Source organism: Inhella crocodyli (genome assembly GCF_004004565.1).
Classification (GTDB): domain Bacteria; phylum Pseudomonadota; class Gammaproteobacteria; order Burkholderiales; family Burkholderiaceae_C; genus Inhella; species Inhella crocodyli.
This window is the reverse complement of record NZ_SACM01000003.1, coordinates 223,643-249,828: the sequence shown is the minus strand read 5'-3', so window position 1 is coordinate 249,828 and position 26,186 is coordinate 223,643. Positions and strand designations below refer to the sequence as shown.

General features: G+C 69.5%; 29 protein-coding genes. 11 read left to right on the top strand and 18 right to left on the bottom strand.

Features of this window, described 5'->3' with window-relative positions; translation table 11 throughout:
• Positions 1-24 precede the first annotated feature (24 nt).
• From EOD73_RS11955 to EOD73_RS11945, 3 genes are all read right to left on the bottom strand, one after another.
• Complete coding sequence (locus tag EOD73_RS11955; RefSeq protein ID WP_127683239.1) at positions 25-825, bottom strand: metallophosphoesterase; 801 nt, start codon at positions 823-825, stop codon at positions 25-27.
• 3 nt (positions 826-828) lie between these two features.
• On the bottom strand, positions 829-1,560 hold the full coding sequence (locus EOD73_RS11950; protein WP_127683238.1) for a UPF0149 family protein: 732 nt from the start codon (positions 1,558-1,560) through the stop codon (positions 829-831).
• A 70-nt stretch (positions 1,561-1,630) separates the two neighbouring features.
• A complete protein-coding gene (locus EOD73_RS11945) occupies positions 1,631-3,505 on the bottom strand; it encodes a phosphoenolpyruvate carboxykinase (GTP) (protein ID WP_127683237.1) in 1,875 nt (624 codons plus the stop codon).
• A 188-nt stretch (positions 3,506-3,693) separates the two neighbouring features.
• Between EOD73_RS11945 and EOD73_RS11940 the strand changes: the two genes are divergently transcribed.
• The gene (locus EOD73_RS11940; protein WP_127683236.1) at positions 3,694-4,266 is read left to right on the top strand and encodes an MOSC domain-containing protein; all 573 of its coding nucleotides are present in this window, start codon (positions 3,694-3,696) and stop codon (positions 4,264-4,266) included.
• A 33-nt stretch (positions 4,267-4,299) separates the two neighbouring features.
• On the opposite strand, the gene EOD73_RS17960 is transcribed toward EOD73_RS11940, so the two are convergent.
• Both EOD73_RS17960 and tgt read right to left on the bottom strand, forming a co-directional pair.
• A complete protein-coding gene (locus EOD73_RS17960) occupies positions 4,300-6,045 on the bottom strand; it encodes a methyl-accepting chemotaxis protein (protein ID WP_127683235.1) in 1,746 nt (581 codons plus the stop codon).
• An 80-nt stretch (positions 6,046-6,125) separates the two neighbouring features.
• On the bottom strand, positions 6,126-7,253 hold the full coding sequence (gene tgt, locus EOD73_RS11930; protein ID WP_127683234.1) for a tRNA guanosine(34) transglycosylase Tgt: 1,128 nt from the start codon (positions 7,251-7,253) through the stop codon (positions 6,126-6,128).
• Between the two features lie 72 nt (positions 7,254-7,325).
• Between tgt and EOD73_RS11925 the strand changes: the two genes are divergently transcribed.
• On the top strand, positions 7,326-8,165 hold the full coding sequence (locus EOD73_RS11925) for a substrate-binding periplasmic protein (RefSeq protein WP_164846053.1): 840 nt from the start codon (positions 7,326-7,328) through the stop codon (positions 8,163-8,165).
• Here the strand turns inward: EOD73_RS11925 and EOD73_RS11920 are convergent.
• The 3 genes from EOD73_RS11920 to EOD73_RS11910 are packed head-to-tail and all read right to left on the bottom strand — an operon-like array spanning position 8,142 to position 9,423.
• A complete protein-coding gene (locus tag EOD73_RS11920; protein WP_127683232.1) occupies positions 8,142-8,477 on the bottom strand; it encodes a hypothetical protein in 336 nt (111 codons plus the stop codon). The two genes, EOD73_RS11925 and EOD73_RS11920, sit on opposite strands and share 24 nt — an antisense overlap.
• A complete protein-coding gene (locus EOD73_RS11915) occupies positions 8,474-9,019 on the bottom strand; it encodes an RNA polymerase sigma factor (protein ID WP_127683231.1) in 546 nt (181 codons plus the stop codon). Before EOD73_RS11915 ends, EOD73_RS11920 begins: the two co-directional genes overlap by 4 nt.
• Positions 9,019-9,423 carry a DUF6249 domain-containing protein gene (locus EOD73_RS11910; protein ID WP_127683230.1) on the bottom strand — a complete coding sequence of 135 codons (405 nt, stop codon included), beginning with the start codon at positions 9,421-9,423 and terminating at the stop codon, positions 9,019-9,021. The genes EOD73_RS11915 and EOD73_RS11910 overlap by 1 nt, the downstream gene beginning before the upstream one ends.
• An 85-nt stretch (positions 9,424-9,508) precedes the next feature.
• Here EOD73_RS11910 and EOD73_RS11905 point away from each other — a divergent pair, with 85 nt between their 5' ends.
• Together EOD73_RS11905 and argG are read left to right on the top strand one after the other, a co-directional pair.
• A complete protein-coding gene (locus EOD73_RS11905; RefSeq protein ID WP_127683229.1) occupies positions 9,509-10,105 on the top strand; it encodes an IMPACT family protein in 597 nt (198 codons plus the stop codon).
• A 46-nt stretch (positions 10,106-10,151) separates the two neighbouring features.
• On the top strand, positions 10,152-11,492 hold the full coding sequence (gene argG, locus EOD73_RS11900) for an argininosuccinate synthase (protein ID WP_127683228.1): 1,341 nt from the start codon (positions 10,152-10,154) through the stop codon (positions 11,490-11,492).
• Here argG and EOD73_RS11895 read toward each other — a convergent pair whose 3' ends face one another.
• The 10 genes from EOD73_RS11895 to EOD73_RS11850 form a co-directional block, all read right to left on the bottom strand.
• The gene (locus EOD73_RS11895; RefSeq protein WP_127683227.1) at positions 11,493-11,942 is read right to left on the bottom strand and encodes a hypothetical protein; all 450 of its coding nucleotides are present in this window, start codon (positions 11,940-11,942) and stop codon (positions 11,493-11,495) included.
• A gap of 11 nt (positions 11,943-11,953) precedes the next feature.
• Positions 11,954-12,988, bottom strand: coding sequence for a tRNA preQ1(34) S-adenosylmethionine ribosyltransferase-isomerase QueA (gene queA, locus EOD73_RS11890; protein ID WP_127683226.1), 1,035 nt, complete (start codon positions 12,986-12,988; stop codon positions 11,954-11,956).
• A gap of 30 nt (positions 12,989-13,018) precedes the next feature.
• A complete protein-coding gene (locus tag EOD73_RS11885) occupies positions 13,019-13,714 on the bottom strand; it encodes a peptidylprolyl isomerase (protein ID WP_127683225.1) in 696 nt (231 codons plus the stop codon).
• A gap of 128 nt (positions 13,715-13,842) precedes the next feature.
• Positions 13,843-14,289, bottom strand: a complete 447-nt coding sequence (locus tag EOD73_RS11880; RefSeq protein ID WP_127683224.1) for an SRPBCC family protein — start codon at positions 14,287-14,289, stop codon at positions 13,843-13,845.
• Positions 14,290-14,321: 32 nt separating this feature from the next.
• The gene (locus tag EOD73_RS11875; protein ID WP_127683223.1) at positions 14,322-14,768 is read right to left on the bottom strand and encodes a VOC family protein; all 447 of its coding nucleotides are present in this window, start codon (positions 14,766-14,768) and stop codon (positions 14,322-14,324) included.
• Between the two features lie 21 nt (positions 14,769-14,789).
• Positions 14,790-16,085 (bottom strand): RNA polymerase sigma factor, encoded by a 1,296-nt coding sequence (locus EOD73_RS11870; protein WP_127683222.1) that lies wholly within the window; start codon positions 16,083-16,085, stop codon positions 14,790-14,792.
• Entirely contained in the window at positions 16,082-16,513 is a 432-nt protein-coding gene (locus EOD73_RS11865) for a YciI family protein (RefSeq protein WP_127683221.1), read from the bottom strand. Before EOD73_RS11865 ends, EOD73_RS11870 begins: the two co-directional genes overlap by 4 nt.
• A gap of 71 nt (positions 16,514-16,584) precedes the next feature.
• Complete coding sequence (locus EOD73_RS11860) at positions 16,585-16,920, bottom strand: YciI family protein (protein WP_127683220.1); 336 nt, start codon at positions 16,918-16,920, stop codon at positions 16,585-16,587.
• Positions 16,917-17,381 (bottom strand): NUDIX domain-containing protein, encoded by a 465-nt coding sequence (locus EOD73_RS11855; protein WP_127683219.1) that lies wholly within the window; start codon positions 17,379-17,381, stop codon positions 16,917-16,919. Before EOD73_RS11855 ends, EOD73_RS11860 begins: the two co-directional genes overlap by 4 nt.
• Before the next feature lie 17 nt (positions 17,382-17,398).
• The gene (locus EOD73_RS11850; RefSeq protein ID WP_127683218.1) at positions 17,399-18,940 is read right to left on the bottom strand and encodes a methyl-accepting chemotaxis protein; all 1,542 of its coding nucleotides are present in this window, start codon (positions 18,938-18,940) and stop codon (positions 17,399-17,401) included.
• A gap of 186 nt (positions 18,941-19,126) precedes the next feature.
• Between EOD73_RS11850 and EOD73_RS11845 the strand changes: the two genes are divergently transcribed.
• From EOD73_RS11845 to EOD73_RS11815, 7 genes are all read left to right on the top strand, one after another.
• Positions 19,127-20,257, top strand: coding sequence for a Re/Si-specific NAD(P)(+) transhydrogenase subunit alpha (locus EOD73_RS11845; protein ID WP_127683217.1), 1,131 nt, complete (start codon positions 19,127-19,129; stop codon positions 20,255-20,257).
• An 11-nt stretch (positions 20,258-20,268) separates the two neighbouring features.
• Positions 20,269-20,580 (top strand): NAD(P) transhydrogenase subunit alpha part 2, encoded by a 312-nt coding sequence (locus EOD73_RS11840; protein WP_127683216.1) that lies wholly within the window; start codon positions 20,269-20,271, stop codon positions 20,578-20,580.
• Positions 20,581-20,682: 102 nt separating this feature from the next.
• Complete coding sequence (locus tag EOD73_RS11835) at positions 20,683-20,862, top strand: hypothetical protein (RefSeq protein WP_127683215.1); 180 nt, start codon at positions 20,683-20,685, stop codon at positions 20,860-20,862.
• Positions 20,859-22,298, top strand: coding sequence for an NAD(P)(+) transhydrogenase (Re/Si-specific) subunit beta (locus tag EOD73_RS11830; RefSeq protein WP_127683214.1), 1,440 nt, complete (start codon positions 20,859-20,861; stop codon positions 22,296-22,298). Before EOD73_RS11835 ends, EOD73_RS11830 begins: the two co-directional genes overlap by 4 nt.
• Before the next feature lie 133 nt (positions 22,299-22,431).
• Complete coding sequence (locus EOD73_RS11825; protein WP_127683213.1) at positions 22,432-24,108, top strand: long-chain-fatty-acid--CoA ligase; 1,677 nt, start codon at positions 22,432-22,434, stop codon at positions 24,106-24,108.
• A gap of 190 nt (positions 24,109-24,298) precedes the next feature.
• Positions 24,299-25,372, top strand: coding sequence for an alkene reductase (locus EOD73_RS11820; RefSeq protein ID WP_127683212.1), 1,074 nt, complete (start codon positions 24,299-24,301; stop codon positions 25,370-25,372).
• 59 nt (positions 25,373-25,431) lie between these two features.
• Positions 25,432-26,163: a 16S rRNA (uracil(1498)-N(3))-methyltransferase gene (locus EOD73_RS11815; protein WP_127683211.1), complete on the top strand. Its 732-nt coding sequence runs from the start codon at positions 25,432-25,434 to the stop codon at positions 26,161-26,163.
• Positions 26,164-26,186: the final 23 nt, after the last annotated feature.

The following is a 26,186-nucleotide window of genomic DNA, read 5'->3' as shown; positions in this document are numbered from 1 at the left end:
CCGGTCAAAGGCGCGGGGCGCGGCTCACACCGTCAGCACACAACGGGGCTGGAATCCGTCTTGCTCGCCCTTGGTGGCGTAGCCCAAAGGGTTGGCCACCACGCAGCAGCGGCCCACGCGGTAGTTGATGGCGCAGTGCAGGTGGCCGTGCAGCCACAGGTCGGCCTGGGGCAGCAACGCGTCCAGCGCACTGCAAAAGCCCGCGGTGCCGGGCACGGCGCCGTAGCGCGGGTCGGCGCTCAAGACGCTGGGCGCGAAGTGGGTGACGACGACGGTCTTGCCCGCGAAGGGCTGTGCCAGCGCCTCGCGCAACCAGGCCTGGTCGGCCAGGGCCAGCTCGCGCAGGCGCTCGGCCAGCATGGGGGCGCCGTGCTCCAGCGCGCTGTACTTGCGCAGGTAGAAGTTCGCCGCCCGGTAGGCCTTGTCGCGCGCCTTGAGTTGCGCCGCCATGGGCGAGCCGGGGTCGACGAGCAGGTCGAAATCGGCCCAGAGCGTGCAGCCGACAAAGCGCACGCCGTCGATCACCACGACTTCCCGGTCCAGCCAGGTCAGGCCGAGCGTTTCGGCGCGCTCGCGCAGTCGCTCGCGCGTGTCAGGCCAAGGCAGGCCGTCGTACTCGTGGTTGCCGGGCACGTACAGCACCCGCTGCCAGCCTTGCGCAAAGCGGCCCAGGCCCCAATCGGCCTCGGGGCCCCAGGCGCCCAGCAGGGAACCGGCTTGGTAGGAGCCGACGTCGCCGGCCAGGACCAGGGTGTCGGCGGCGACCTGGGGCTGGAAGTGCGGGTGGCGCTCCAGGTGCAGGTCGCTCAGCAGTTGGAGCTGCAAGGTTCAGGTCTTGCCGTGGCAGGCCTTGTACTTCTTGCCGCTGCCGCAGGGGCAAGGGTCGTTGCGGCCCACCTTGGGCGTGTCGCGCACGCGCTGCTCGACGTGGAAGCGCTCGCTGCTGGTGATGGCGTCGAGGTCGACCACGGCCATGACCAGGTCTTCGACGGCGTCGTCCAGGGTCTTGAGCGGTACGTCCACGTCCAGCGCAGCGGTGGTGGCGCGTTCTTCGTCGGTGGTGGAGGGCAGGTGGCGGCAGATGCGGTCCAGGGCCTGCTGGATGTCGTCGTGCGTGAGGCTCAGCAGGCCGTTGGGGAAGGCGTTGATGGCGGTGACGAAGCCACTGGCGAAAGGCACCAAGGGCTTGCTGACGGCCGGCAGCGCCGTGAAGGCCGGGTCCTCCTCGGGGTCCGGCTCGGCGTCGTCGGCCAGCTGCAGCACCAACGGGTCAAACCACTGTTCGTCGGCCAGGGCCTCGCGCAGGGCGGCGTGGCGGCGTTCGATCAGGGCCTGCACGCGGGCGAGCCAGGCCGGGTCGGCGTCGGCAGGCAGCGGGCGGGACTCGGCGTCCAGCACGGCGGGCAGCCATTCGGCCATGGGCAGCACGTCGGGCTGCACCAGGACGCCGCAGAGGTAGCCGTCGAGCATGGCGACGTCCATGGCTTCGAGGTCGCCGGGGGTGTGGGCGAGCAATTCGTCGAGTTCGTCGAACTCTTTGGGGGTGAGGTCTTGGGCCATGGGGGGATTGGAAATGAAAACACCCGCCGTGGCGGGTGTTTTTGAAGGGGCGGGCGTCAGGCCCGCCGAATCACAGCGCGCCCAGGCGCTGTTCGATGGCGGCCTTGGTGGCCGGCAGTTCGGCCGGCAGGCGCAGGGCCAGCTGGGCGAAGAGCTCGTCGTGCAGCTTCATCTCGGCCGTCCAGTCGGCCTTGTGGATGTGCGTGACGGTCTCGAAGTGGGCGTGCGTGAAGGGCAAGCCGGTCCAGTTGATCTCGTCGTACTTGGGCGACACGCCAAAGGCGTTCTCGCTGCCTTCGGCCTTGCCGTCGATGCGGTCCAGCATCCAGGCCAGCACGCGCATGTTGTCGCCGTAGCCGGGCCACACGAACTTGCCATCGGCGCCCTTGCGGAACCAGTTGACGCAGAAGATGGCCGGGGCCTTGGCGCCGAGTTGCGCGCCCATCTTCAGCCAGTGGGCGAAGTAGTCGCTCATGTTGTAGCCCATGAAGGGCAGCATGGCGAAGGGGTCGCGGCGCACCACGCCCTGTTGGCCGAACGCGGCGGCCGTGGTTTCGCTGCCCATGGTGGCGGCCATGTACACACCTTCCACCCAGTTGCGGGCCTGGGTGACCAGCGGCACCGTGGTGCTGCGGCGGCCGCCGAAGATGAAGGCGTCGATCACCACGCCTTCGGGGTTGTCCCACTCGGCGTCCAGCGCCGGGTTGTTGGCCGCGGCGATGGTGAAGCGCGCGTTCGGGTGCGCGGCCTTGCGGCCGTCGACCTTGGCGTCGTGCGGGGTCCAGTCCTTGCCCTGCCAGTCGATCAGGTGCGCCGGGGCCTCGGCCGTCATGCCTTCCCACCAGACGTCGCCGTCGTCGGTCAGGGCCACGTTCGTGAAGATCACGTCGCGGTCCAGCGAGGCCATGCAGTTCGGGTTGGTCAGGGTGTTCGTGCCCGGGGCGACGCCGAAGTAACCGGCCTCGGGGTTGATGGCGCGCAGGCGGCCGTCGGCACCGGGCTTGATCCAGGCGATGTCGTCGCCGATGGTGGTGACCTTCCAGCCGTCGAAGCCCGCGGGCGGGATCAGCATGGCGAAGTTGGTCTTGCCGCAGGCGCTGGGGAAGGCGGCGGCCACGTGGCGCTTGACGCCTTGCGGGTTGGTCACGCCCAGGATGAGCATGTGCTCGGCCAGCCAGCCCTGGTCGCGGCCCATGGTCGAGGCGATGCGCAGCGCGAAGCACTTCTTGCCCAGCAGCGCGTTGCCGCCGTAGCCCGAGCCGTAGCTCCAGATCTCGCGGGTTTCGGGGTAGTGGACGATGTACTTGGTGGTCGGGTTGCAGGGCCAGGCGCTGTCGGCCTGGCCGGCTTGCAGCGGCGCGCCCACGGTGTGCACGCAGGGCACGAAGTCGCCGTCGTCGCCCAGCACTTCCAAGGCGCCCTTGCCCATGCGGGTCATGAGCTTCATGTTCACGGCCACGTAGGCGCTGTCGCTCAACTCCACGCCGATGTGGGCGATGGGCGAGCCCAGCGGGCCCATGCTGAAGGGCACCACGTACAGGGTGCGGCCCTTCATGGCGCCTTTGAACAGGGCCGGGGTTCCGTCACTGCGGCCCGTTTGCAGCAGCGCGCGCATCTCGTCGGGCGCCATCCAGTTGTTGGTTGGGCCGGCTTGGTCCTTCTCGCGGCTACAAATGAAGGTGCGGTCTTCCACGCGGGCCACGTCGCTCGGGTCGGAGCAGGCCAGGAAGCTGTTGGCGCGCTTGGCGGGGTTCAGGCGCTTGAAGGTGCCCTTGGCCACCAACTCGTTGCACAGGCGCTCGTACTCGGCCTGCGAGCCGTCGCACCAGTAGACGTCGGCGGCCTCGGTCAGGGCGGCGATTTCGGCCACCCAGGCGATCAGCCGGGCGTGTTTGACATAAGCCGGGACGTTCAGGCGCAAGCCTTCCATCGTGGGAGCGTTCATGGGGAGGGGTTCCATCAAAGTTACAAAAGCAGGATTGGGTGAGGGCCTGCGGCGCCGACGCTCACCCAATACCGCTTGCGGTGGCCGATTGTCGGCCGGCTGTAACCGGCTCGTAACTCCCCGGAGGTGCGGGGTTATGCGCTTGGCGCATGTGCCAATGTGCCCATTCCGTCACGGACACTGCGGGCATGAAGCTCTTGAGCCTGAACCGGGCGGCCAGCGCCCCGATCCAGACCCTGGACGGCGAATGGGTCACCAGCGCCATCCGAAAGCGCCCCGCCGAGGGCCCCGTGGCCGTGGGCCCAATGGGCCTGGACGGCGACGAGCAGGCCGACCTGACGGTGCACGGCGGTCTCAGCAAGGCCGTCTACGCTTACCCCAGCGAGCACTACCCCTTCTGGCAAACGGTGCGCGCGCAGGCCGGCGTGGCCGACTGGCAAGCGCCCTTGCCGTGGGGCGCCATGGGCGAGAACCTGAGCCTCAGCGGTTTGCTCGAGGGCCAGGTCTGGTTGGGCGACCGGCTGTGCTTCGACGACTGCGAACTGGTGGTGAGCGAGCCGCGCCAGCCCTGCTTCAAGTTCAATGTCGCCTTGGGCTTCAAGCACGCGGTGAAGCTCATGGCCCAGAGTGGGTATTGCGGCTTCTACCTGGCCGTGCAGCGCCCTGGGCGCCTGCAGGCGGGGGAGGCGTTTCGCGTGGTGCCTGGTCCCCGGGAGGTGTCGATCCCGGAGCTGTTCAAGCTGGCGATGCGGGGCCGCTGACCCTCGGTCTTGGCGTCCCCAGCGTCGCCTCTGTCAGAAAGTTTCCCAATCGCCGTCGGCGCTGGCGCTGGCGCTGGCGGGCGCGGGCGCAGGGGAGGGGCTGGGGGCCGGCCGGGGGGCGCTGGCGGCGGGCGCCGAGCGCGGGGCCGCGGCCTTGGCGGCCGGCTTGGCCAGGGGTTTGGCCGCTGGTTTGGAGGCCGGCGCAGGCGTCGGGGCCTTGTACGCCGCCGCACTGCCGCCGGGCAGGCGGAAGGTCGCGACCACCTCGGCCAGCTTCTGCGCCTGCTCGCGCAGGCTTTGCGCCGCGGCGGCCGATTCCTCGACCAGGGCGGCGTTTTGCTGCGTGGCTTGGTCGAGTTGAACGACCGAGTCGTTGACGCTGCCGATGCCCGAACTCTGCTCGCCCGCGGCGGCGCTGATCTCGCCAATGATGTCGGTCACCCGTTGGACCGAGGACACGATCTCGTCCATGGTGGTGCCGGCGTCGGCCACCAGGCGCGTGCCGGCGTCCACGGATTCGACGCTGGCCCCGATCAGGCTCTTGATCTCGCGCGCGGCCTCGGCGCTGCGTTGCGCCAGGCTGCGCACCTCGGCGGCCACCACGGCGAAGCCGCGGCCCGCCTCACCGGCCCGCGCGGCTTCGACCGCGGCGTTCAGGGCCAGGATGTTGGTCTGGAAGGCGATGCCATCGATGGTGCCGATGATGTCGTTGATGCGGCGGCTGGAGTGGTTGATCTGCTCCATCGTGCTGACCACCTCGCCCACGACCGCCCCGCCGCGCTCGGCCGCGCTGCTGGCCTGGCTGGCCAGTTGGGCGGCGGTGCGCGCCGAGTCGGCGGTTTGGTTCACCGTGGCGGTGAGCTCGTTCATCGCGCTGGCGGTTTGCTGCAGGCTGGCGGCGGTTTGTTCGGTGCGGTGGCTGAGGTCTTGGTTGCCGCTGGCCACCTCGGAGCTGGCCACCTGGATGCTTTCGGCCGCCTGGCGCACGTTGCCGACGATCTTCTGCAGCGACGCCTGCATGTCGATGAGCGCCTGCGAGAGTTGCGTGGCTTCGTCGTTGCCGCTGTTGGCGAGGTCGCCGGTGAGGTCGCCGTCCCGCACTTGGCTGGAGAACTGCTCGGCCCGGCGCAGCGGGTCCACGATGGACGCCGACACGATGCGACCGCCGATGACCACCATGGCCAGGGCGAAGACGACCACCCCGATGGTGGCGTAGAGCACCACGTTGTAGAGGCCGTTCAGCTTGTCGGTGGCGGCCTTGGCAAAGCGGTCCACGGTTTCCAGCGCGCCGGCCAAGATTTTGTCGGCCTCCACGTAGGCCGGCTGCGCAACCCGGAGGGCCTTGTTCGCTTCGGCGGTGTCCTTGCCGTCCAGGTCTTTCATCGCCGCGCGGGTGCCTTCGTGGTACTTCGACAGGTGCTCGCGCACCCGCTTCAAGGCCTCGATGCTGGCGGGGTCCACGATGCGCCGATCGAGTTCCGCCATGGCCTTCTCGGCCGCGGCGTAGGCGTCTTCCCACTTCTTTTGGTATTCGGCGCGTTTGGCAGCGTCTTGGACGTGGAGCGCCATGTCCTTTTCGTAGCGGCGCATGTTGAGCATTTCCACGCGGGTCAGCAGCGCATGGGTCGAGCCGCCCAGCACCCCATGCTGGAAGCGGTTGAACGCTGTGTTTTGGGTGCTGGCCACCCAGATGCCCAGGGCGCCCATGCCCAAGATGAGCACCACGAAGGCGATGTACACCCACAAAAGCCGTTTACGGATGCTCAGATTGCGCAGCATGGTCGTCCTCCCCGCAGTGGAAGGGCCATGCTAGCCAGTCGCTGGGGGGCGAGGGTCCCCGGGTTTGCGCCTAGGTGACTTCAGACACCCCGCGCGCGGTCGGCGTGGAACTGGGCCTTCCAAGCGGCAAAGCGGCCCTGGTCCAGCGCGTCGCGCATTTCCTGCATCAGGTTCAGGTAGTAGGCCAGGTTGTGGATGGTGGTCAGCATCGGGCCCAGCATCTCGCCGCAGCGATCCAGGTGGTGCAGGTAGGCGCGGCTGAAGTGGGCGCAAGCCTGGCAGGCGCAGGTCTCGTCGATGGGGCGCGCGTCCTCGCGGTAACGGGCATTGCGCAGGCGCAGGTCGCCAAAGCGGGTGAACAGGTGGCCGTTGCGCGCGTTGCGGGTGGGCATGACGCAGTCGAACATGTCGATGCCGTTGGCGACACCCTCGACCAAGTCCTCGGGCGTGCCCACGCCCATCAGGTAGCGCGGCTTGTTCGTCGGCAACAAGGGCGCGGTGTGGGCCAGCACGCGCTGCATGTCGGCCTTGGGCTCGCCCACGCTCAAGCCCCCGATGGCGTAGCCGGGGAAGTCCAGGTCCACCAGGCCGGCGGCGGATTCGTCGCGCAGGTTCTCGAACATGCCGCCCTGCACGATGCCGAACAAGGCGTTGGGGTTCTCCAGGCGGGCGAACTCGTCCTGGCAGCGCTTGGCCCAGCGCAGGCTCATGGCCATGCTGGCGCGGGCCTCGCGCTCGGTGGTCAGCCGGCCCTTGGTTTCGTAGGGCGTGCACTCGTCGAACTGCATGACGATGTCGCTGTTCAGCGTCGTCTGGATCTGCATGCTGACCTCGGGCGTGAGGAACAGCTTGTCGCCGTTGATGGGGCTGGCGAACTTGACGCCTTCTTCGCTGATCTTGCGCATGGCGCCCAGGCTCCACACCTGGAAGCCGCCGCTGTCGGTCAGGATGGGTTTTTGCCAGTTCTCGAACTGGTGCAGGCCGCCGAAGGTCTCCATCACCTTCAAACCCGGGCGCAGCCACAGGTGGAAGGTGTTGCCCAAGATGATCTGCGCGCCCATCTCGTTCAGGTCGCGGGGCATCACGCCCTTGACGGTGCCGTAGGTGCCCACGGGCATGAAGATGGGGGTCTCGACCACGCCGTGGTTGAGCGTCATGCGGCCCCGGCGGGCGGCGCCTTCCTGGCGCAGGAGTTCGAACTGAAGCATGGCCCGATTGTCGCGGGCGAGTGCGCGCAAACGCCGATGGGCGGCGGCTCGTGCTCGGCGCAGACTGCGGCCATGGCCTTGGGCAAGTGCTTCATTGGGGTGGGGCTGCGCGCGGCGATGGCCCTGGTGGTCCTGGGCGCGTCGGGCCTGGCGCTGGCCGAGTGCGGCGAGCTGAAGGTGGCCTTGTTGCCCTACCCGGGGGTGTTCGAGCGCGACGCAACCGGCGCCCAGCGGGGTTTCGACGCCGACGTGGCGCGCGAGCTGATGGCCCGCACGGGCTGCACCTTCAAGATCGAAAGCACCAACCCCACGCGCCTGTGGCCGGCCCTCACCCAGGGCATGGTGCACCTGAGCGCCGGCGCGTCGTACTCGCCCGAGCGGGCCGCCGAGGCCGACTTTCTGCTGCTGACCCGCCTGCGCTCCATGGTGCTGATGCCGGCGGCCCTGGCCGAGCGCACGGGCAGCCGGGCGGCCTTCGACGCCAACCCAGAGTTGCGCCTCGGGGTCGTGGCCCGGGGCAAGCGGGCCGAATCGGCCCAGGCCTGGGTGGACCAGTTGCGGGCGCAGGGGCGCGTCAGCGACAGCCCCGACATGGCCGGGCTTTTGCGCGCTTACGAGGCCGGGCGGGTGTCGGCGGTGCTGATCTTGCCCGGCTCCCTGCACGGCCGCAGCGAGGCCTGGATGGCCCAGCAGCGCTTGATGGACTGGTTGCCCCAGGACGCCTTCATGGCCGGCTGGGCGGTGTCGCGGGCCCACGTGCCGGCGGCCACGCGGCAGCTGCTGCGCGAGGCGGCCGAGGCGGCCCGCTTGGACGGCACCTGGAAGCGCCTGGCCAAGCAGAACCTGGGCGAGGCGATCGGGCACCACTACGAGGTGGTGCCCATCCCCTCAGCGCCAGCCGCCGCCCGCTGACTGGGGCAGCGACCACCAGGCCATGAGGCCCACGAGGCTGAGCGCGGCCAAGCCCTGTTCCGCCAGCGGCCAGGCCCCGCCGAACAGGGCCAGGGCGCCCAAGCCGATGCCAGCGGCGGCGGTGGCCAGCGCGGCCGCCTGACGCCGCCAGGGGTCGACCTGGGCATGCGCTGCCGAGCGGGGCGCCGCCGGCAGCGCGGCCATCACGCGCAGGCTGAAGCCGTCGTCCAGGGGCTCGGGCTCGGCCCGCAATGCGTCGCGCAGCCAGGCGTCGAAGGCGGTGGGGTCGTCGGATCGATCGGAAGGGGTCATGCGGCCTCCGGGGCCCAGTCGCGCAAAGCCAGGCGCAGTTTGGCCCGGGCGCGCAGCACCAGGGTTTTCAGCGTGCCCAAGGGGCAGCCGAGCACGGCCGCGGCCTCGGCGTGGCTGAGGTCGCCGGCCAGGCACAGCAAGAGCGCGTCGCGTTCGCGCGGGTTCAGGGTCGCCAGGGCGCGGTCCAGGTCCAGGCGCCAGGCCGTGCCGGGGGCGAAGTCGCTCACCGGCCAGTCGGGCGGTTCGCTGTCGGTCACCACGGGTGGGGCCGGGCGTTCCGCGCTCATGGCCGAGTAGGCCAGGCGCGTGAGCCAGGTGCGAAAACGCGCCTCGCCGCGGAACTGCGGGAGCGCGCGCCAGGCTTTCAAGAAGGCCTCCTGGGCGAGGTCGTCGGCCCGGCCCTCGTCGCCTTGGCACAGGCGGCGCAGCAGGCGGCGCAGGTAGCCCTGGTGCGCCTGCACCAAGGCCGCGAACGCGGCGCGGTCGCCCGCGCGGGCGCGGGCGATGTGCTGGGCTTCGAGGGCCGCATCGGGCCAGGGCATCAGGCGGCCGGGGGCTTGGCGGCGCTCTGCTCGATGCGCCACAGCAGCAAGAAGCCCAGGCCCAGGCAGAACGGAATCAGCCCGATGCCCCACAGCCAGGAGCCGGGCTTCATGAGCCAGAACATGCCCATCAAGCCCAAGCCCACGGCGAGGTTGGTGACGCCGGGCGTGAGGCTGCGGTTCGGGTTGCCGGGCGAGGGCTTGTCCACGGGGGTGTCGTCGCCCGACAGCAGCTCCGGCGGGATCGGCTGGCCGGCCCGCACCAACTCGCGGATGGTCTCGTGGCGCAGGCGGTCTTTCGAGGCCTTGTTCAGGTAGTAGGCCACGATGGCCACGATGGGGATGAGCATCGCCGTCAAGGGGATGAGCAGGGCAAAGTTTTCGCGCAGGATGTCGGGACCCATGGGGTGCTCCAAAGAGTTGCGGGGATGATGACGACTTAGAGCGGCGGCGGGCGCCGTTTGGATTCACCTTCCTCCATTTTTTTACGTGGACACCCTCAGCGCGCCGGTGCAGGCCGAGACCCTGGTCAAGAAGAGCCGCTTCATCGCCTGCGTGGAGCCCTGTGCCGGCCGCCCCGAGGCCTTGGCCCGGGTGGCGGCCTTGCGCGCTGCGCACCCCCAGGCGGCCCACGTCTGCTGGGCCCTGCTGGCCGGCGGTCAAAGCGCAGCCAACGACGACGGCGAGCCCGGCGGCACCGCCGGCCGGCCGATGTTGGACGTGCTGCGCCATCAAGGCCTGGAGGGCGTGCTGGCCACCGTGGTGCGCTACTTCGGGGGTGTGAAATTGGGGGCTGGCGGGTTGGTGCGCGCTTACACCGACGCCGTGGCACAGGCCTTGATCGACGCCCCGCGCACCCGTTTGCAGCGCCTGGAAACCCTGCGCTGCACCTTCCCCTACCCGCAAGAAGGCCTGGTGCGGCGCATGGCCCAGCAGGCCGGGGCCGAATTGCTGGACGCCCAACACGGCGCGCAGGTGACCCTGCAACTGCGCCTGCCGGCCGACGGCGCCCGGGCGCTGGCGTCCGCGTTGGACGAAGCCTGCCAAGGCCGGATTGGGTGGCTGCCGCCCGACCCCGCCACCTAAACTTGCGGGTTCTCCCGCAGTCCCACCTTTCATTCAGCGAGCGACCGTGTCGGCCACCATCCTGCAATCCATCCCCGTCGGCCAGCGCGTCGGCATCGCTTTCTCTGGCGGCCTGGACACCAGCGCCGCCGTGCACTGGATGAAGGCCAAGGGTGCCGTGCCCTGCGCCTACACGGCCAACCTGGGTCAGCCTGACGAAAGCGATTACGAGGACATCCCCCGCAAGGCCAAGGCCTACGGCGCCGAGATCGCCCGCCTGATCGACTGCCGCGCGCAGTTGGTGGCCGAGGGCATCGCCGCCATCCAAAGCGGTGCCTTCCACATCAGCACCGGCGGCGCCACCTACTTCAACACCACGCCCCTGGGTCGCGCGGTGACCGGCACCGCCCTGGTGGTGGCCATGCGCGAAGACGGCGTGAACGTCTGGGGCGACGGCAGCACCTACAAGGGCAATGACATCGAGCGCTTCTACCGCTACGGCCTGCTGGCCAACCCGGCGCTCAAGATCTACAAGCCCTGGCTGGACCAGACCTTCATCGACGAGTTGGGTGGTCGCAAGGAGATGAGCGAGTACCTCATCGCCAACGGCTTCGACTACAAGATGTCGGTCGAAAAGGCCTACAGCACCGACAGCAACATGCTGGGCGCCACGCACGAGGCCAAGGACCTGGAGTTCTTGAGCTCGGGCCTGCACATCGTCAAGCCCATCATGGGCGTGGCTTTCTGGCGCGACGACGTCGAGGTGAAGAAGGAAACGGTGAGCGTGCGCTTCGAAGAGGGCGTGCCCGTGGCCTTGAACGGCCGCAGCTTCGCCAGCGCCGTGGACCTGTTCATGGAGGCCAATGCCATCGGTGGCCGCCACGGCCTGGGCATGTGCGACCAGATCGAGAACCGCATCATCGAAGCCAAGAGCCGCGGCATCTACGAAGCCCCGGGCATGGCGTTGCTGCACATCGCCTACGAGCGTCTGGTCACCGGCATCCACAACGAAGACACCATCGAGCAGTACCGCTGGAACGGCCGCAAGCTCGGTCGCCTGCTGTACCAAGGCCGCTGGTTCGACCCGCAGTGCCTGATGCTGCGCGAAACCGCCCAACGCTGGGTGGCGCGCGCCATCACCGGCGAGGTGACGCTGGAACTGCGCCGCGGCAACGACTACAGCATCCTCAACACCGAGAGCCCCAACCTGACCTACGCGCCCGAGCGCCTGAGCATGGAAAAGGTGGAGGACGCCGCCTTCACGCCGGCCGACCGCATCGGCCAGCTGACCATGCGCAACCTCGACATCGCCGACACGCGCGACAAGCTGGGGGTGTACAGCCGCGCCGGCTTGATCGGCAAGGACTCGGGCGGCAGCATGCCGCTGCTCACCCACAACGAGGACTGATCAGGTTCCGGCCAAGCGTTCCCGCAGCCAGCCCCGAGCCGGTTCGGCCTGCTGGAAGATTTCAAAGGCCAGGCCAGCCTCGGCGAAGCAGCGGGCGAAATGCCGAGGCATCAAGGTCGCGCCTTCAATGCCCGGGTCGATCACGTAGGCCGTGACCGCCGGTCCCAGGCCCTGGCGGGCCGTGTCTTGCAGCAACTGGGCAAAGGCCGCCAGAGTGTCGGGCGAGGCCATCACGCTGCGGTGGAACACCACGCACTGGCCCCAGGGCCCACGGGCCGCCAGCGGTGGCACCACGGCGGCGATCAAGTGGGCCAAGGCCTTGATCAGTTCCACGTTGAAGGGGCCGCTCGCCTCGGTCTCCAGCACCTGGCCCACGGCCTGCAGGCTCACCCGGCCATGGGGTGCGAATCGGTCATCGGCGGTGTCGTCGGTGCTGCGCGGGTGGGGCATGCCCGAGATTTTCAGCCCAGGCGCGCCAGCAGCATCGCGTCGCCGTAGCTGAAGAAGCGGTACCGCTCGGCCACCGCGTGGCCGTACACCGCCCGGATGTGCTCGTAGCCGGCCAGCGCGCTCACCAACATCATGAGCGTGCTCTTGGGCAGGTGGAAGTTGGTGATCAGCGCGTCCACGACCTGGAAATGGAAGCCGGGGGTGATGAAGATGTCGGTCTCCGCCGCGCCCGCCTGCAAGCGGCCACCGCGCGCGGCGGACTCGAGGGCGCGCAAGGTCGTGGTGCCCACGGCCACCACGCGGCCGCCGCGGGCGCGGCAGGCCTCGATCGCGTCCACGGTGGCCTGCGGCACCTTGAACCACTCGCTGTGCATCTGGTGCTCGGCGATGTTCTCCACGCGCACCGGCTGGAAGGTGCCGGCGCCCACGTGCAGCGTGACGTTGGCGCGCGGGCACGGCAGGGCGGCCAACAAGGCCTCGTCGAAGTGCAGCGCGGCCGTCGGCGCGGCCACCGCGCCCGGGTTCTGCGCGAACACGGTTTGGTAGCGGCGCACGTCGTCGGCGCTGTCCTCGTGCTCGATGTAGGGTGGCAACGGCACGTGGCCGTGCGCGTCCAGCAGCGTCAAGGGGTCGGCCGGGAAGCGCAGGTGGAACAGGCCGTTCTCCGGCCCGCAGCGGCCCAGCACCTCGGCATCGAAGGCCTCGGCAAAGCGCACCGTGCTGCCGGGCTTGGGGCTCTTGCTGGCGCGGACGTGCGCCCAAACTTCGTGGGCGCCCGGAAGCAAGCGCTCGATCAGCGCCTCCACGCTGCCCCCTGTGGCTTTGACGCCATGCAGCCGGGCCTTGATCACCTGGGTGTCGTTGAAGACCAGCAGGTCGCGGGCCTCCAGCAGGTGGGGCAGTTCGCGGAACACGCGGTCCACCAAGGCGGGGCCGCGGGCGTCGAGCAGGCGCGAGGCGCTGCGCTCGGCCGCCGGGTGCTGCGCGATCAGCTCCGGCGGCAGCTCGTAGTCGAAGTCGGAGAGGGTGTAGGTCTGGGCGGGCATGGGCCCGATTGTCTCGGGCCCCTCAAGCCCTTACTGAACCCGGCGCACCCAGTAGGTCAGGATCTCGACGCGGGGGCGGATGTCGGTGGCGCTGTAGGTGTAGACCGGCGTCACGTTGATGGCGTCGACCACCGGCAGGCCCGAGATCACGCGGCCGAACACGGCGTAGCCCCGGCGCTGCGGCGTGTAGTCCAGGTCGATGTTGTCGCGCACGTTGATGAACCACTGCGAGGTCGCGGTGTTGGGCTCGGTGCGGCGCGCCATGGCGATCGTGCCGCGCAGGTTGCTCAGGCCATTGTTGTCTTCCAGCACCACCGGGTTGTACAGCGCGTTCTTGGGCACTTGGCCGCTGGTGTAGCCCCCGCCTTGGAAGACGAAGTCGCGGTCCACGCGGTGCACCAGGGTGCCGCTGTAGAAGCCCGTGTTCACATAGGCCAGGAAGTTGTTCACCGTGGCCGGGCTGTAGCTGTCGTACAGCTCGATGACCATTTCACCGCTGCTGGTCAGCATGCAGACCACGGGCCAGCGGCTTTGCGCGGCGGCGGCCAGGCCGGCGGTGCTGCAGTTCAGCGTGGGCGGCGTGGGGAAGGGGTTGGGCGCGGGCAGCGGCGGGTTGTTGCTGCCGCCGCCATCGCCGATGACCACGGTGCCCCCGCCGCCGCAGGCGGTGAGCAGGGCCAAGGTGAGGCTGGCCAACACGGCGCGGACGGACGGGGCGAAAGGCATGGGACGTTGAAGCGGCAGGGATGGAAGCCGGCAACGCGGCGCGATGGCGCGGCGTTGACCCGGGCGGAAGGGGCGGCATTGTGCGGGGCCCCACCCGGACCGCGTCGCCCCTTCGCGCGGCCCGCGCCTCAGGGGCTGGGGATCTCGGGCTCGACCAGCTGCGCCAGCTGGACGAGCGATTCCTGCCAGCCCAGGTGGCACATCTCGGCCGGGATCGCGTCGGGCACGCCCTCCTGCACGACGGTCAACTCCGTGCCGCACAGCACCGGCCGAAGCGCGATGGTGCAGGTCATGTCGCCCGGCAGGTTCGTGTCGTCGAAGCGGTCGGTGTAGCGAATGCGCTCACCGGGCACCAGCTCCAGGTAGCGGCCCCCAAAGCTGTGGCTGTGCCCCGTGCCGAAGTGGGTGAAGGACATGCGGTGCCCACCGCCCACGCGGACGTCCATCTCGTGCACCGTGGCGGTGTAGCCGAAGGGGGGCAGCCACTTGACCATGGCGGCGGGTTCCAAGAAGGCGCGGTACACGCGCTCGGGCGGGGCGCGCAAGACGCGCTGCAGGCGGAGGGTGTGGGGCATGGGCGTGCGGGAAGGGGTGGGAAGGAGCGGGCTCAGGTCGCCTTGGGTTCGGCGCAGTTGATCATCCAGCGCAGGCCGAAGCGGTCTTGCAGCACGCCCCAGTAAGCGCCCCAGAACATGTCGGCCATCGGGGCGTCCGCGCTGCCGCCCTCGCTGAGCGCGGCGTACAGGCGGTCGGCCTCGGCGCGGGTGTCGGGCTCGAGGTTCAGGGTCACGGCGTTGCCCATCTCGTGGGCGCCACAGCCGCTGCCGGGGATGACATCGGTGCCCATCAGCACGTGTCCGCCTAGGATGGGCAGGGCCACGTGCATGACCTTCTGGCGGGCCTCCTCGGGCAACGGGGGCTGGTCCGGCTGGGCCGGCATGTCGCCAAAGCGCAGGGGCGGCGTTTCGAAGTCGGTGCCGAACACGTCGCGGTAGTGGGCGAATGCGGCTTCGGTGGTGCCGGGGAAGTTCAAGTAGGTGCTGACGCGGGCCATGGGGGGCTCCAAGTGAAGGTTTCAGCTCGACGTTTGAGGCAGGTGGGATTCGACACCCGCGCGCCGCGATTGCAACAGGGCCCGTTCGGCCCCGTTCTGGGTCCAGGCGATGGCCAGGTCCAGCGCCGCCAGGGCCTCGCGGGGCCGGTCGAGTTGCAGGCACAACTCGGCCCGCGTGCTGGCCCACCAAGGGTAGCCGTGCAGGGCGTCGGCCAGGCGGTCGACTTCGGGCAGCGCCGCCGCCGGGCCCTGGGTTTGGGACAGGGCCACCGCGCGGTTGAGCGCCACGACCGGGCTGGGCTGGGCCTCCAGCAGCGCGTCGTACAGCTGCAGGATGCGCGCCCAGTCGGTGTCCTCGGCGCGAAGCGCGCGGGCGTGGCAGGCCGCCAGCAGGGCCTGGAACAGCAAGGGCCCGGGGTTGCCCTGGGCCAAGGCTTCGGCACGGACCAGGGCTTGGAGCCCCCGCTGGCGCAGCAGCGGGTCCCAGCGGCGGCGGTCTTGGTCCATGAGCAACACCGGGCGGCCCTGCGCGTCGGCGCGCGCCGGCAGGCGCGAGGCCTGCAGCTCCATCAGCGCTTGCAGGGCCAGCACCTCGCTGTCGGTCGGGCACAGCGCGGCCAAGGTACGGGTCAGGCGCAGGGCCTCGTGGCACAGCGTGGGCCGCGTCCAGTCGGGGCCGCTGTGCGCGGCGTAGCCCTCGTTGAACATCAGGTACAGCACGGTGCAAACGCTGGCCAAACGCTGCTGGCGCTCGGCCGCCGGCGGCAGGCCGTAGGGTTGGCCGGCCAGCGCCTTCTTGGCGCGGGTGATGCGCGCGGCCACCGTGGCCTCTTGCGCAAAGCAGGCGCGGGCGATTTCGGCCACGCTGAGGCCGCCGACCAGGCGCAGGGTCAGCGCCCACTGTGCCTCCCGCGACAGCAGCGGGTGGCAGGCGATGAAAAGCAGGGGCAGCACCTCGTCGCGCAGCGGCGCGGCCTCGTCGGCCAGCATCAGCGCCAGCGGGTCGGGCGCCACGGCGTCGTGCCGGGCGTCGGCGTCCTGGCCCAAGGCCGCTTGCTCGCGCACGGCCACCTGGCCGTGGCGCAGGCGGTCGAGGGCGCGGTGCTTGGCGGTGGTCATCAGCCAGGCGGCGGGGTTGCGCGGCAGGCCATCGTGCGGCCAGCGTTCCAGCGCGGCCAGCAGGGCGTCTTGGGCGCAGTCTTCGGCCAGTGCCAGGTCGTGGGTCAGGCGGGTGAGGGCGCCCACGAGGGCGGGCGCCTCCAGCTGCCAGACCGTTTGGATGGCGCGGTGGGCCTCGGCGCCCGCCGGCGGGCTCATCGCGCGCTGCGGATCTGACCCAGCTGCTCGCGCAGCTCGCGCTCGGCCTCTTCGGGCGTAGCGTCGCTCATGCCACCGAACAGGGGGCGCACTTCGATGTCGCAGGGCTGGCCGGGAAACGGCGCCGGAAAACGCCGGGCCCAGGCCAGGGCCTCGTCGCGGGAGCGCACCTCGATCAGCGTGTAGCCGGCGATGAGCTCCTTGGTCTCGGCGAAGGGCCCGTCGATCACGGTCGCTTCGCCCTGCGCCGAGTAGTGCACGCGAAAGCCCTGGCTGGACGGCATCAAGCCCGAGCAGTCCAGCAGCACGCCCGCGTGCGCCAACTCTTCGTGGAAAGCCATCATGCGGGCCACCAGCGTGGGGTCGTCGGGGAACTCGCCCGCTTCGCTCATGGGCGTGGCGCGGACTTGGATCAGGTAGCGGGGCATCGGGGGTCCTTTCGGCAGGGGTGATGCTCCACGACGAACGAGGGGCCTGCCATTCGACACGCCCCAGGGCCTCAGGTGAAGCAGGGCCCCAGTTCCCGCAATTCCACCGTGGCCCAGGCCGCCGCCGGGCAGGCGGTGGCGATGGCCTGTGCCTCGGCGCGGCTCACGTTCTGCAGCAAGAAGATGCCGCCGAGGAACTCTTTGGCCTCGGTGAAGGGGCCGTCGGTCCAGCGCCCATCCAGGTGCCGCTGCTGCGCCGTGGCCAGCGCCTGCGCCAGCACCAGTTGACCGCGCTCGCGCAAGTCGTCGGCGAAGGCCAGCATGGCCGCGTAGGCCGCCTCGCCGCAGGCCTGGCCCCGTTCGGCGCGCTGGCCGTGGGCTTCCAAGATGACCAAAGCAAAGCTCACTCGGCGCTCCAGATCAAGTCCAAGGGGTAGCGCCGGCCGGCCTCGTAGTCGTCCAGGCCGCGCAGCATCAGGGGCGAGCGAAGTTCATGCGGTCGGGCGCGGATCTCGTCGGCGCTCAGCAGCAGGGTTTCGATGATGGGCGGGTCCAACTCGGTGCGCTCGCGAGGGCCCACGGTGCCCACATAGGCAATGCGCAGGAAGCGCACCACCTCGCCCCCGGTGCGGCGGATGTCGCTCAGGTAGAAGCCCAGGATGGCTTCGGGCCGGAAGGGATGTCCGGTCTCTTCCAGCACCTCGCGGCACACGGCCTGCAGCGGGGTTTCCTCGGCCTCCAGGTGGCCGGCGGCGTTGTTGATGCGGATGCCGTCGCGGCTGGTGTGCTCGCGCACCCACAAGAGCTTGCCCTCGTGTTCGATGTAGGCGGCGACGGTGACGTTGGGTTTCCAGCGGAGCTCGGCCATGCGGTCGGGGATTCTCTTCAGGTTCGGAACACGGCCACGGACGCGGCCACGCGAGCGGCTTGCTCGCTCAAGGATTCGGCGGCGGCCGCCGACTCCTCCACCAAGGCCGCGTTCTGCTGCGTGACCTGGTCCAGTTGGGTCACGGCGTCGTTCACCAGGCCGATGCCGGCGCTTTGTTCGCCGGTGGCGGCGCTGATCTCGCCAATGATGTCGGTCACCCGCTGCACGCTGGCCACGATGTCGTTCATGGTGCTGCCGGCGTCGCCCACCAGGCGCGTGCCGGCTTCGACCTTCTCGACGCTGTTGGCGATCAGGGTTTTGATTTCTTTGGCCGCGTCGGCGCTGCGCTGTGCCAACAGGCGCACCTCGCCGGCCACCACGGCAAAACCACGGCCTTGCTCGCCGGCCCGCGCGGCCTCCACCGCGGCGTTGAGCGCCAGGATGTTGGTCTGGAAGGCGATGCCATCGATGGTGCCGATGATGTCGGCGATGCGGCGCGAGCTGTCGTTGATGGCGCCCATTGTCTGCACCACCTCGGACACCACGGCGCCGCCCCGGCGGGCGACTTCGGCGGCGCTGCCGGCCAGTTGGTTGGCCTGGGCGGCGGAGTCGGCGGCCTGCCGGGCTGTGGCCGTGATCTCTTCCAGCGAACTGGCGGTTTGCTGCAGGTTGCTGGCCGCCTCTTCGGTGCGCTGCGACAGGTCCTGGCTGCCCACCGCGATCTCGCTGGACGCGGTGTTGATGCCCTCGGTGCCGGCGCGAATCTCGCCCACCAGCGTGCGCAGGCGCTGCTGCATCTGCTCGAGGCCGCGCAGCATCTCGGCCAACTCGTCGTCGCCTTCGGCGCGCACGTCCACCGTCAAGTCGCCTTGGGCGATGGCCTCGGTGCTGCGCCGGGCCTGCTGCAGCGGGGCGGTGACCGAGCGCGTGATGACCCAACCGAAGCCCATGGCCACCGCCACGCACACCACCAGCATCACCGCCAGCACCACGCGGGCGAACTGGGCGTCGGCCGTGGCCTGCGCCGAGGTGGCCTTGACGAGCTCGTCTTGGTAGGCCACGAAGACCTCCAAGGCCTTCAGGTAGGTGGCGACGGCGGGCAGCATGTCGGTCTCCACCTTGCGTTGCCCGCCTTCCAGGTCGCCAGCCTTGAGCGTCGCGAACACCTGGTTGCGCTGGTCGATGTAGGCCTTGCGCGTGCTGGCGATCTCGGCCATCAGGGCCTTGCCGCGCTCGGTGCTGACCGAGGCTTCGAGCTCCTTCTGCACCTTGCTGATCCGCTCCGAGGTGGCCTTGACCATCGGGTCGAAGTGCTTCACCACGGCCTCGGCGTAGCCCGACTTGGCGATCGCTACCGCGCGGTTGGCGTTGAGGTCGGTCTGGCCCATCCAGGCCTCCGCCAAACCGGCACGCCGTTCCATCTCGATGACCTGCAGACTGGCTTCCTCCAGCTTGCCCACGCGCTGAATGGCAACCCCGAGGCTCACCGCCAACAACACCGCCATCAGGCCGAAGCCCAGGCCCAAGCGCTGTCCGATCCGCATCCGATTGAGGTTCATGTGCTGCTCTCCCAAGGTTCGCCGAAAAGGACAGCCTAGCGCACCGAACCGGTGCGGGTAAGGGGGTCTCCCAGGGGGCGAGCTGGCTTCGGCCCCGTGCAGGCGAGCCATCGCCAGGGGCGCAGGGCCGCCGTAACTCGCTGTAAGCGGCGTGTAAGCTGCGCGCTCCTTCGAGGAGACACGCCCATGCTGATTGGAGTTCCGCGTGAAAGCGCGGCCGGCGAGACCCGCGTTGCGGTGACGCCCGAGACCGCGAAGAAGTTCAAGGCCGCCGGGCACACGGTGCGCGTGGAACGGGGCGCCGGCCTGGCCGCCGCCTGCACCGACGCCGCCTACGAAGCCGCCGGGGCCGAGTTGACCGACGCCGCGGGCGCCCTGGGCGCCGAGCTGGTGCTGAAGGTGCAGCGTCCCAGCGCCGCCGAGTTGGCCCAAATGAAGCCCGGTAGCGTGCTGGTCGGCATGCTCAACCCCTTCGACGCCGAGGGCCTGCAGGCCATGGCGCAGGCCGGCTTGACCGCCTTTGCCCTGGAGGCCGCACCGCGCACCACCCGGGCGCAGAGCCTGGACGTCTTGTCCAGCCAGGCCAACATCGCGGGCTACAAGGCGGTGCTGCTCGCCGCCCACCACTACCCGAAGCTCTTCCCCATGCTGATGACGGCGGCGGGGACCATCAAGGCCGCGCGCGTCGTGGTCTTGGGCGTGGGCGTGGCCGGCTTGCAGGCCATCGCCACCGCCAAGCGCCTGGGCGCGGTCATTGAGGCCAGCGACGTGCGGCCCTCGGTGAAAGAGCAGGTCGAATCCCTGGGGGCCAAGTTCATCGACGTCCCCTACGAGACCGCCGAAGAGAAGGAAGCCGCCGAAGGCGTGGGCGGCTACGCCCGCCCGATGCCGCCGAGCTGGCTGGCACGCCAGGCCGCCGAGGTGGCCAAGCGCGTGGCGCAGGCCGACATCGTGATCAGCACCGCGCTCATCCCCGGCCGTCCCGCGCCCACCCTGGTGAGCGAGGAGATGGTGAAGAGCATGAAGGCCGGCTCGGTGATTGTGGACATCGCCGCCGGCCGCGGCCCCGGCGGCGTGGGCGGCAACTGCCCGCTGACGGTGGCCAACCAAACCGTGCAGGTGCATGGCGTGACGATCGTGGGCGAGACCAACCTGCCCGCAACCGTGCCGGCGGACAGCAGCGCGCTGTACGCCCGCAACGTGCTCGACTTCCTGAAGCTGATCGTCGACAAGGACGCGAAGCTCAGCCTGCCCACCGACGACGACATCGTCACCGCCTGCCTGATGGCCCAGGGCGGTGAGGTCAAGCGCAAGTAAGGAGCCCCGCCATGGACGCCGTGTCCCCGACGATCGTCAACCTGATCATTTTTGTGCTGGCCATCTACGTGGGCTACCACGTGGTGTGGAACGTGACCCCCGCCCTGCACACCCCGCTGATGGCCGTCACCAACGCCATCTCGGCCATCGTCATCGTGGGCGCCATGCTGGCCGCCGCGCTGACCGAAACCCCGCTGGGCCGCGTGATGGGCGTGGCGGCGGTGGCCTTGGCCGCGGTCAACGTGTTCGGCGGCTTTTTGGTCACCCGGCGCATGCTGGAGATGTTCAAGAAAAAGCCCGCCAAAAAGCCGGAGGGCAAATGACATGACCGACGCCAAGGGCTTTTCAGAGAAGGCTCACATGCCTGCGGCATGTGAAGCGCAGCGGGCCGGAACTAAAAAGGACAAGAAGGCGGGGGGCGCGAAATGAACGGGCCCGTGCTGCCGCTGGCGCTCACCTTCCTGGGCGTGTCCATCCCCACCGTGCTGCTGCTGCAGCATTTCGACGTGGGCGGTGACTACCGCCTGCTGATCGCGATGGCCGCCGGCGCGCTGGCCAGCTCGCTGGTGCAAGCCGCCTTGCGCCAGCGTGGAGACAAGCCATGAGCATGAACTTCGTCGTCCTGGCCTACCTGGTGGCCAGCGTTTGCTTCATCCAGGCACTCAAGGGCCTGAGCCACCCCACCACCTCCATCCGCGGCAACGTGTTCGGCATGGTGGGCATGGCGATTGCCGCGCTCACCACGGTGGCGCTGATCGGCAAGCTGGCCACCGAGCTGGGCCAGGCCAACCCCTGGGGCGGCCTGGTGTACGTGCTGGCGGGTCTGGTGCTCGGCGGTGGGCTGGGCGCCTACATGGCCAACAAGGTCGAGATGACCAAGATGCCCGAGCTCGTGGCCTTCATGCACAGCATGATCGGCCTGGCCGCGGTGTGCATCGCCGTGGCGGCGGTGGTCGAGCCCTACGCCCTCATCCCGGGCTTGGCGCGCGGCGCCGAGATTCCGCTGGGCAACCGGCTGGAGCTGTGCCTGGGCGCGGCCATCGGGGCCATCACCTTCAGCGGCTCGGTCATCGCCTTCGGCAAGCTCAGCGGCAAGTACAAGTTCCGCTTGTTCCAGGGGGCGCCGGTGCAGTTCCAGGGGCAGCACGCGCTCAACGCCGCGCTGGGCCTGGCCTTGCTCGGGCTGGTGGCCTACTTCATGGCCACGCAGAACTGGAACGCCTTCTTGGCCGTGTGCGCCATCGCCTTCGTGCTCGGCGTGCTGATCATCATCCCCATCGGCGGCGCCGACATGCCGGTGGTGGTGTCCATGCTCAACAGCTACTCCGGCTGGGCGGCGGCGGGCATCGGTTTCAGCCTGGGCAACAGCATGCTGATCATTGCCGGCTCGCTGGTGGGCAGCTCGGGCGCGATCCTGAGCTACATCATGTGCAAGGCCATGAACCGCTCGTTCTTCAGCGTCATCTTGGGCGGCTTTGGCGGTGAGGCGGCGGTGGCTCAAGGAGCCCAAGCGCAGCGCAACGTCAAGAGCGGCAGCGCCGACGACGCGGCCTTCATCCTGGGCAACGCCGAGACCGTGGTCATCGTGCCTGGCTACGGCCTGGCCGTGGCCCGCGCACAGCACGCCGTGAAGGAGCTGGCCGAGAAGCTCACGCACAAGGGCATCACCGTCAAGTACGCCATCCACCCGGTGGCCGGCCGCATGCCAGGCCACATGAACGTGCTGCTGGCCGAGGCCGAGGTGCCTTACGACCAGGTCTTCGAGATGGAGGACATCAACGGCGAGTTCGGCCAGGTGGACGTGGCCATCGTGCTGGGCGCCAACGACGTGGTGAACCCCGCGGCCATGGTCAAGGGCTCGCCCATCTACGGCATGCCCATCCTCGAGGCCTACAAGGCCAAGACCATCATCGTGAACAAGCGCTCGATGGCCGCGGGCTATGCCGGCCTGGACAACGAGCTGTTCTACATGGACAAGACCATGATGGTCTTCGGCGACGCCAAGAAGGTCGTGGAAGACATGGTCAAGGCCGTGGAGTAAGGGTTGCCCCCAGCGGCAAAGCGCCCCGCGGGGCGCTTTGCTGTCTTCGTCGTGGCCGAAAGCTAGGCCAATTCCCTAGCCGCCACGGTGGCATGCCCTCGCAGAATCAAAGAGACCCCGAAGGAGACGACCCGTGGACAAGATTTGGCTCAAGCATTACTCGCCCGGCGTGCCGGCGGAGATCAACCCCAGCCGCTACGGCAACCTGATCGAGCTGATCGAAACCGCGTTCAAGACCCACGGCAGCAAGGCCGCCTACAAGATGATGGGCGCGTCCTTGAGCTTCGCCCAGGTGGACGAGGCCTCGCGCGCGCTGGCCGCTTACCTGCAGGGCCTGGGCCTGGTCAAGGGCGACCGCGTGGCCATCATGATGCCCAACGTCTTCCAGTACCCGGTGGCCATCGCCGCCGTGCTGCGCGCCGGCTTCGTGGCGGTCAACGTCAACCCGCTCTACACCCCGCGCGAGCTGGAGCACCAGCTCAAGGACAGCGGCGCCAAGGCCATCGTCATCGTCGAGAACTTCGCCGCCACGCTGAAGGAGGTTTACGACAAGGTGCCGACCAAGCACGTCGTGCTGGCCGCCATCGGCGACCTGTTCGGCTTCTTCAAGGGCAAGCTCGTCAACTACGTGGTGCGCAAGAAGAACAAGATCGTGCCGGTCGAGTTCCCGGGCATGGTGCGCTTCAACGCCGCCGTGGCCAAGGGCCGCGGCATGACCTACACGCCGCCCAGCCTCAAGGCCGACGACATCGCCCTGCTGCAGTACACCGGCGGCACCACGGGCGTCAGCAAGGGCGCCGTGCTGCTGCACCGCAACCTGGTGGCCAACGTGCTGCAGGCCGAGGCCTTCTACGACGCCGCCTTGAAGAAAGTGCCCGCGGGCGAGCAGGTGCACACCGTGTGCGCGCTGCCGCTGTACCACATCTTCGGTTTCACGGCCAACCTGATGCTGTCCATGCACAAGGGCGGCGTGAACGTGCTGATCCCGAATGCGCGTGACATCCCCGCCGTGTTCAAGGAGCTGAGCCAGCACAAGATCCACAGCTTCCCGGCCGTGAACACCCTGTTCAACGCCATGGCCAACCACTCCGAGTTCAACACCGTGGACTGGAGCCACCTGGTGATTTGCGTGGGCGGCGGCATGGCCGTGCAGCAGGGCACCGCCAAGCTGTGGCTCGAGAAGACCGGCTGCCCGATTTGCGAGGGCTACGGCCTGAGCGAGACCTCTCCGGTGGCCACCTGCAACCCCTGCGACAGCACGGCCTACACCGGCACCATCGGCCTGCCCGTGTGCAACACCGAGCTGAAGCTGCTGGACGACGACGGCAACGAAGTGCCTTCGCCCGGCCCTGGCGAAATCGCCATCAAGGGCCCGCAGGTGATGGCCGGCTACTGGCAGCGCCCGGACGAAACCGCCAAGGTCATGACGGCCGACGGCTTCTTCCGCACTGGCGACGTGGGCATGGTGGACGAGCGCGGCTTCTTCCGCATCGTCGACCGCAAGAAGGACATGATCCTGGTCAGCGGCTTCAACGTCTACCCGAACGAGATCGAAGACGTGCTGTCGCAAATGCCCGGCATCCTGGAGTGCGCCGCGGTGGGCGTGCCCGACGAGAAGGCGGGCGAGGCGGTGAAGGTGGTCATCGTCAAGAAGGACCCCGCCGTGACCGACGCCGACGTGCGCGCCTTCTGCGAGGCCAACCTCACGGGCTACAAGCGCCCCAAGATCGTCGAGTTCCGCACCGAGCTGCCCAAGACCCCGGTGGGCAAGATCCTGCGCCGCGAACTGCGCGACAAGCCGAAGGCCTGAGCGCCGCGCCCCTGAAAAGCCGGGCCCCGCGCCCGGCTTTTTGCTGGGCGCCTAACGCAAATCGCGATGCCCCTGCGCGCTGCAGGTCCGGGCGCGCGCGGGCAAAGTCGCGCCCGCCACTGGCGGTCATGCCTTGAAATCGAGGCGGCGACCGCCAGTTGTGACTACTCCGCGCTTGAATTCTTCCCGCATGACCGCTCCCACCTTGTTCTCGCCCCTCACCGCCGGTGCCCTGACCCTGCCCAACCGCGTGGTGATGGCCCCGCTGACCCGCGCCCGCGCCGGCACGACGCACATCGCCAACGCACTCATCGCCGAGCACTACGCGCAGCGCGCCAGCGCCGGTCTCTTGATCGCCGAAGCCACCATGGCCGCCGCCGACGGCGGCGCCTTCACCGGCGAGCCCGGCATCTTTGACGAGGCCTGCGTGGCCGGCTGGAAGCCAGTCACCGACGCCGTGCACGCAGCGGGCGGTCGCATCCAGTTGCAGATCTGGCACCCGGGCCGCGCGGCCCACTCGCTGCTGAACGGGGGCGTGCAGCCGATCAGCAGCACCGACCGCGCCATCCGCGACGACGTCATCCACACGCCGCAGGGCAAGCAGCCCTACGAAGCCCCGCGCCGCCTGCGCGACGACGAAATCCCGGGCATCGTGCAGTTGTTCGCCGACGCCACGCGCCGCGCGCTGGCCGCGGGCTTCGACGGGGTGCAGGTGCACGGCGCGCACGGCTACCTGATCGACCAGTTCCTGCGCGACAGCGTCAACGACCGCACGGGCCCCTACGGCGGCTCCATCGAGAACCGCGCCCGATTGCTGCTCGAGGTGGTGGACGCGGCGATCGCCGTGGCCGGGGCCGACCGCGTTTCGGTGCGCCTGTCGCCCCTGGTGGCCTTCAACGACATCGCCGACAGCGACCCCGAGGCCCTGGTGGCCTACGTGGCCCAGCAGCTCAGCGCGCGCGGCATCGCCTTCTTGGAGATGCGCCACGCCGACCAGGCGCTGCCGGCGGAAGCCTCGATTGCCCGCGTGGCGCGCGAGCACTTCAAGGGCGTGCTGATGCTCAACGGTGGCTTTGACGGGGCCAGCGCCGCGAAGGCCCTGGCCGAGGGGCGTGGCGACGCGATCGTGTTCGGCAAAGCCTTCTTGGCCAACCCCGACCTGCCCGCCCGCCTGCAAAAAGGCGCTCCGCTCAACGAGGTGGACTTCAGCACCCTGTACACGCCGGGCCCCAAGGGCTACACCGACTACCCCGCGATGGCCTGATCGGGCCACTCCCCTGAGATGATGGCGGCCTCCGTGCCGCCATTTTTCTTGCCCGTTCCATGCCTGCGCGCCTCTTCGTCGACCTGCCCTTGACCGCCGCTGGCCAGGTGCTGGACCTGCCCCCCGGCCCCACCCGCCACGCCCAAGTGCTGCGCCTGCAGCCGGGCGACGCGATCACCTTGTTCGACGGCCGCGGCGACGGCGCCCTGGCGGGCGAGTGGACGGCCGAAGTGACGCAGATGGGCCGCAGCGTGGTGCAGGTGGTGCTGCGCCAGTTCACGCCGCTGGACCGCGAGTTGCCCACGGCCGTGACCCTGGCCGTGGTGATGCCGGCCAACGACCGCATGGACTTCTTGGTGGAGAAGGCCACCGAGCTCGGGGCTGCGGCGCTGCAACCCTTGGTGGGCGAGCGCTCCGTGCTGCGCCTGATTGGCGAGCGCGCTGACAAAAAAGTGGCGCACTGGCAAGGCGTGGCGCAGGCCGCGGCCGAGCAATGCGGCCGCACCCGCGTGCCCATGCTGCACCCGGTGCGCCCCTTGAACAGCTGGCTGGCCGCGCCGCTCGCAGGGCACCGCTGGGTGGCCAGCCCGGGGGCGGCAGCCGTGCGCGCTCCGTCCGAGCGCCCCGCGCAGCTGACCCTGCTGACCGGCCCCGAAGGCGGGCTCAGCCCGGCGGAGCTGGCGGCGGCCGTGGCGGCGGGCTTCGAGCCCGTGGGTTTGGGGCCGCGCATCTTGCGGGCCGACACCGCGCCGCTCAGCCTGCTGGCCTGGATCGGCCTGGGCTGGGGCTGAGGCACTGGCCGGCGTGCGGCGCC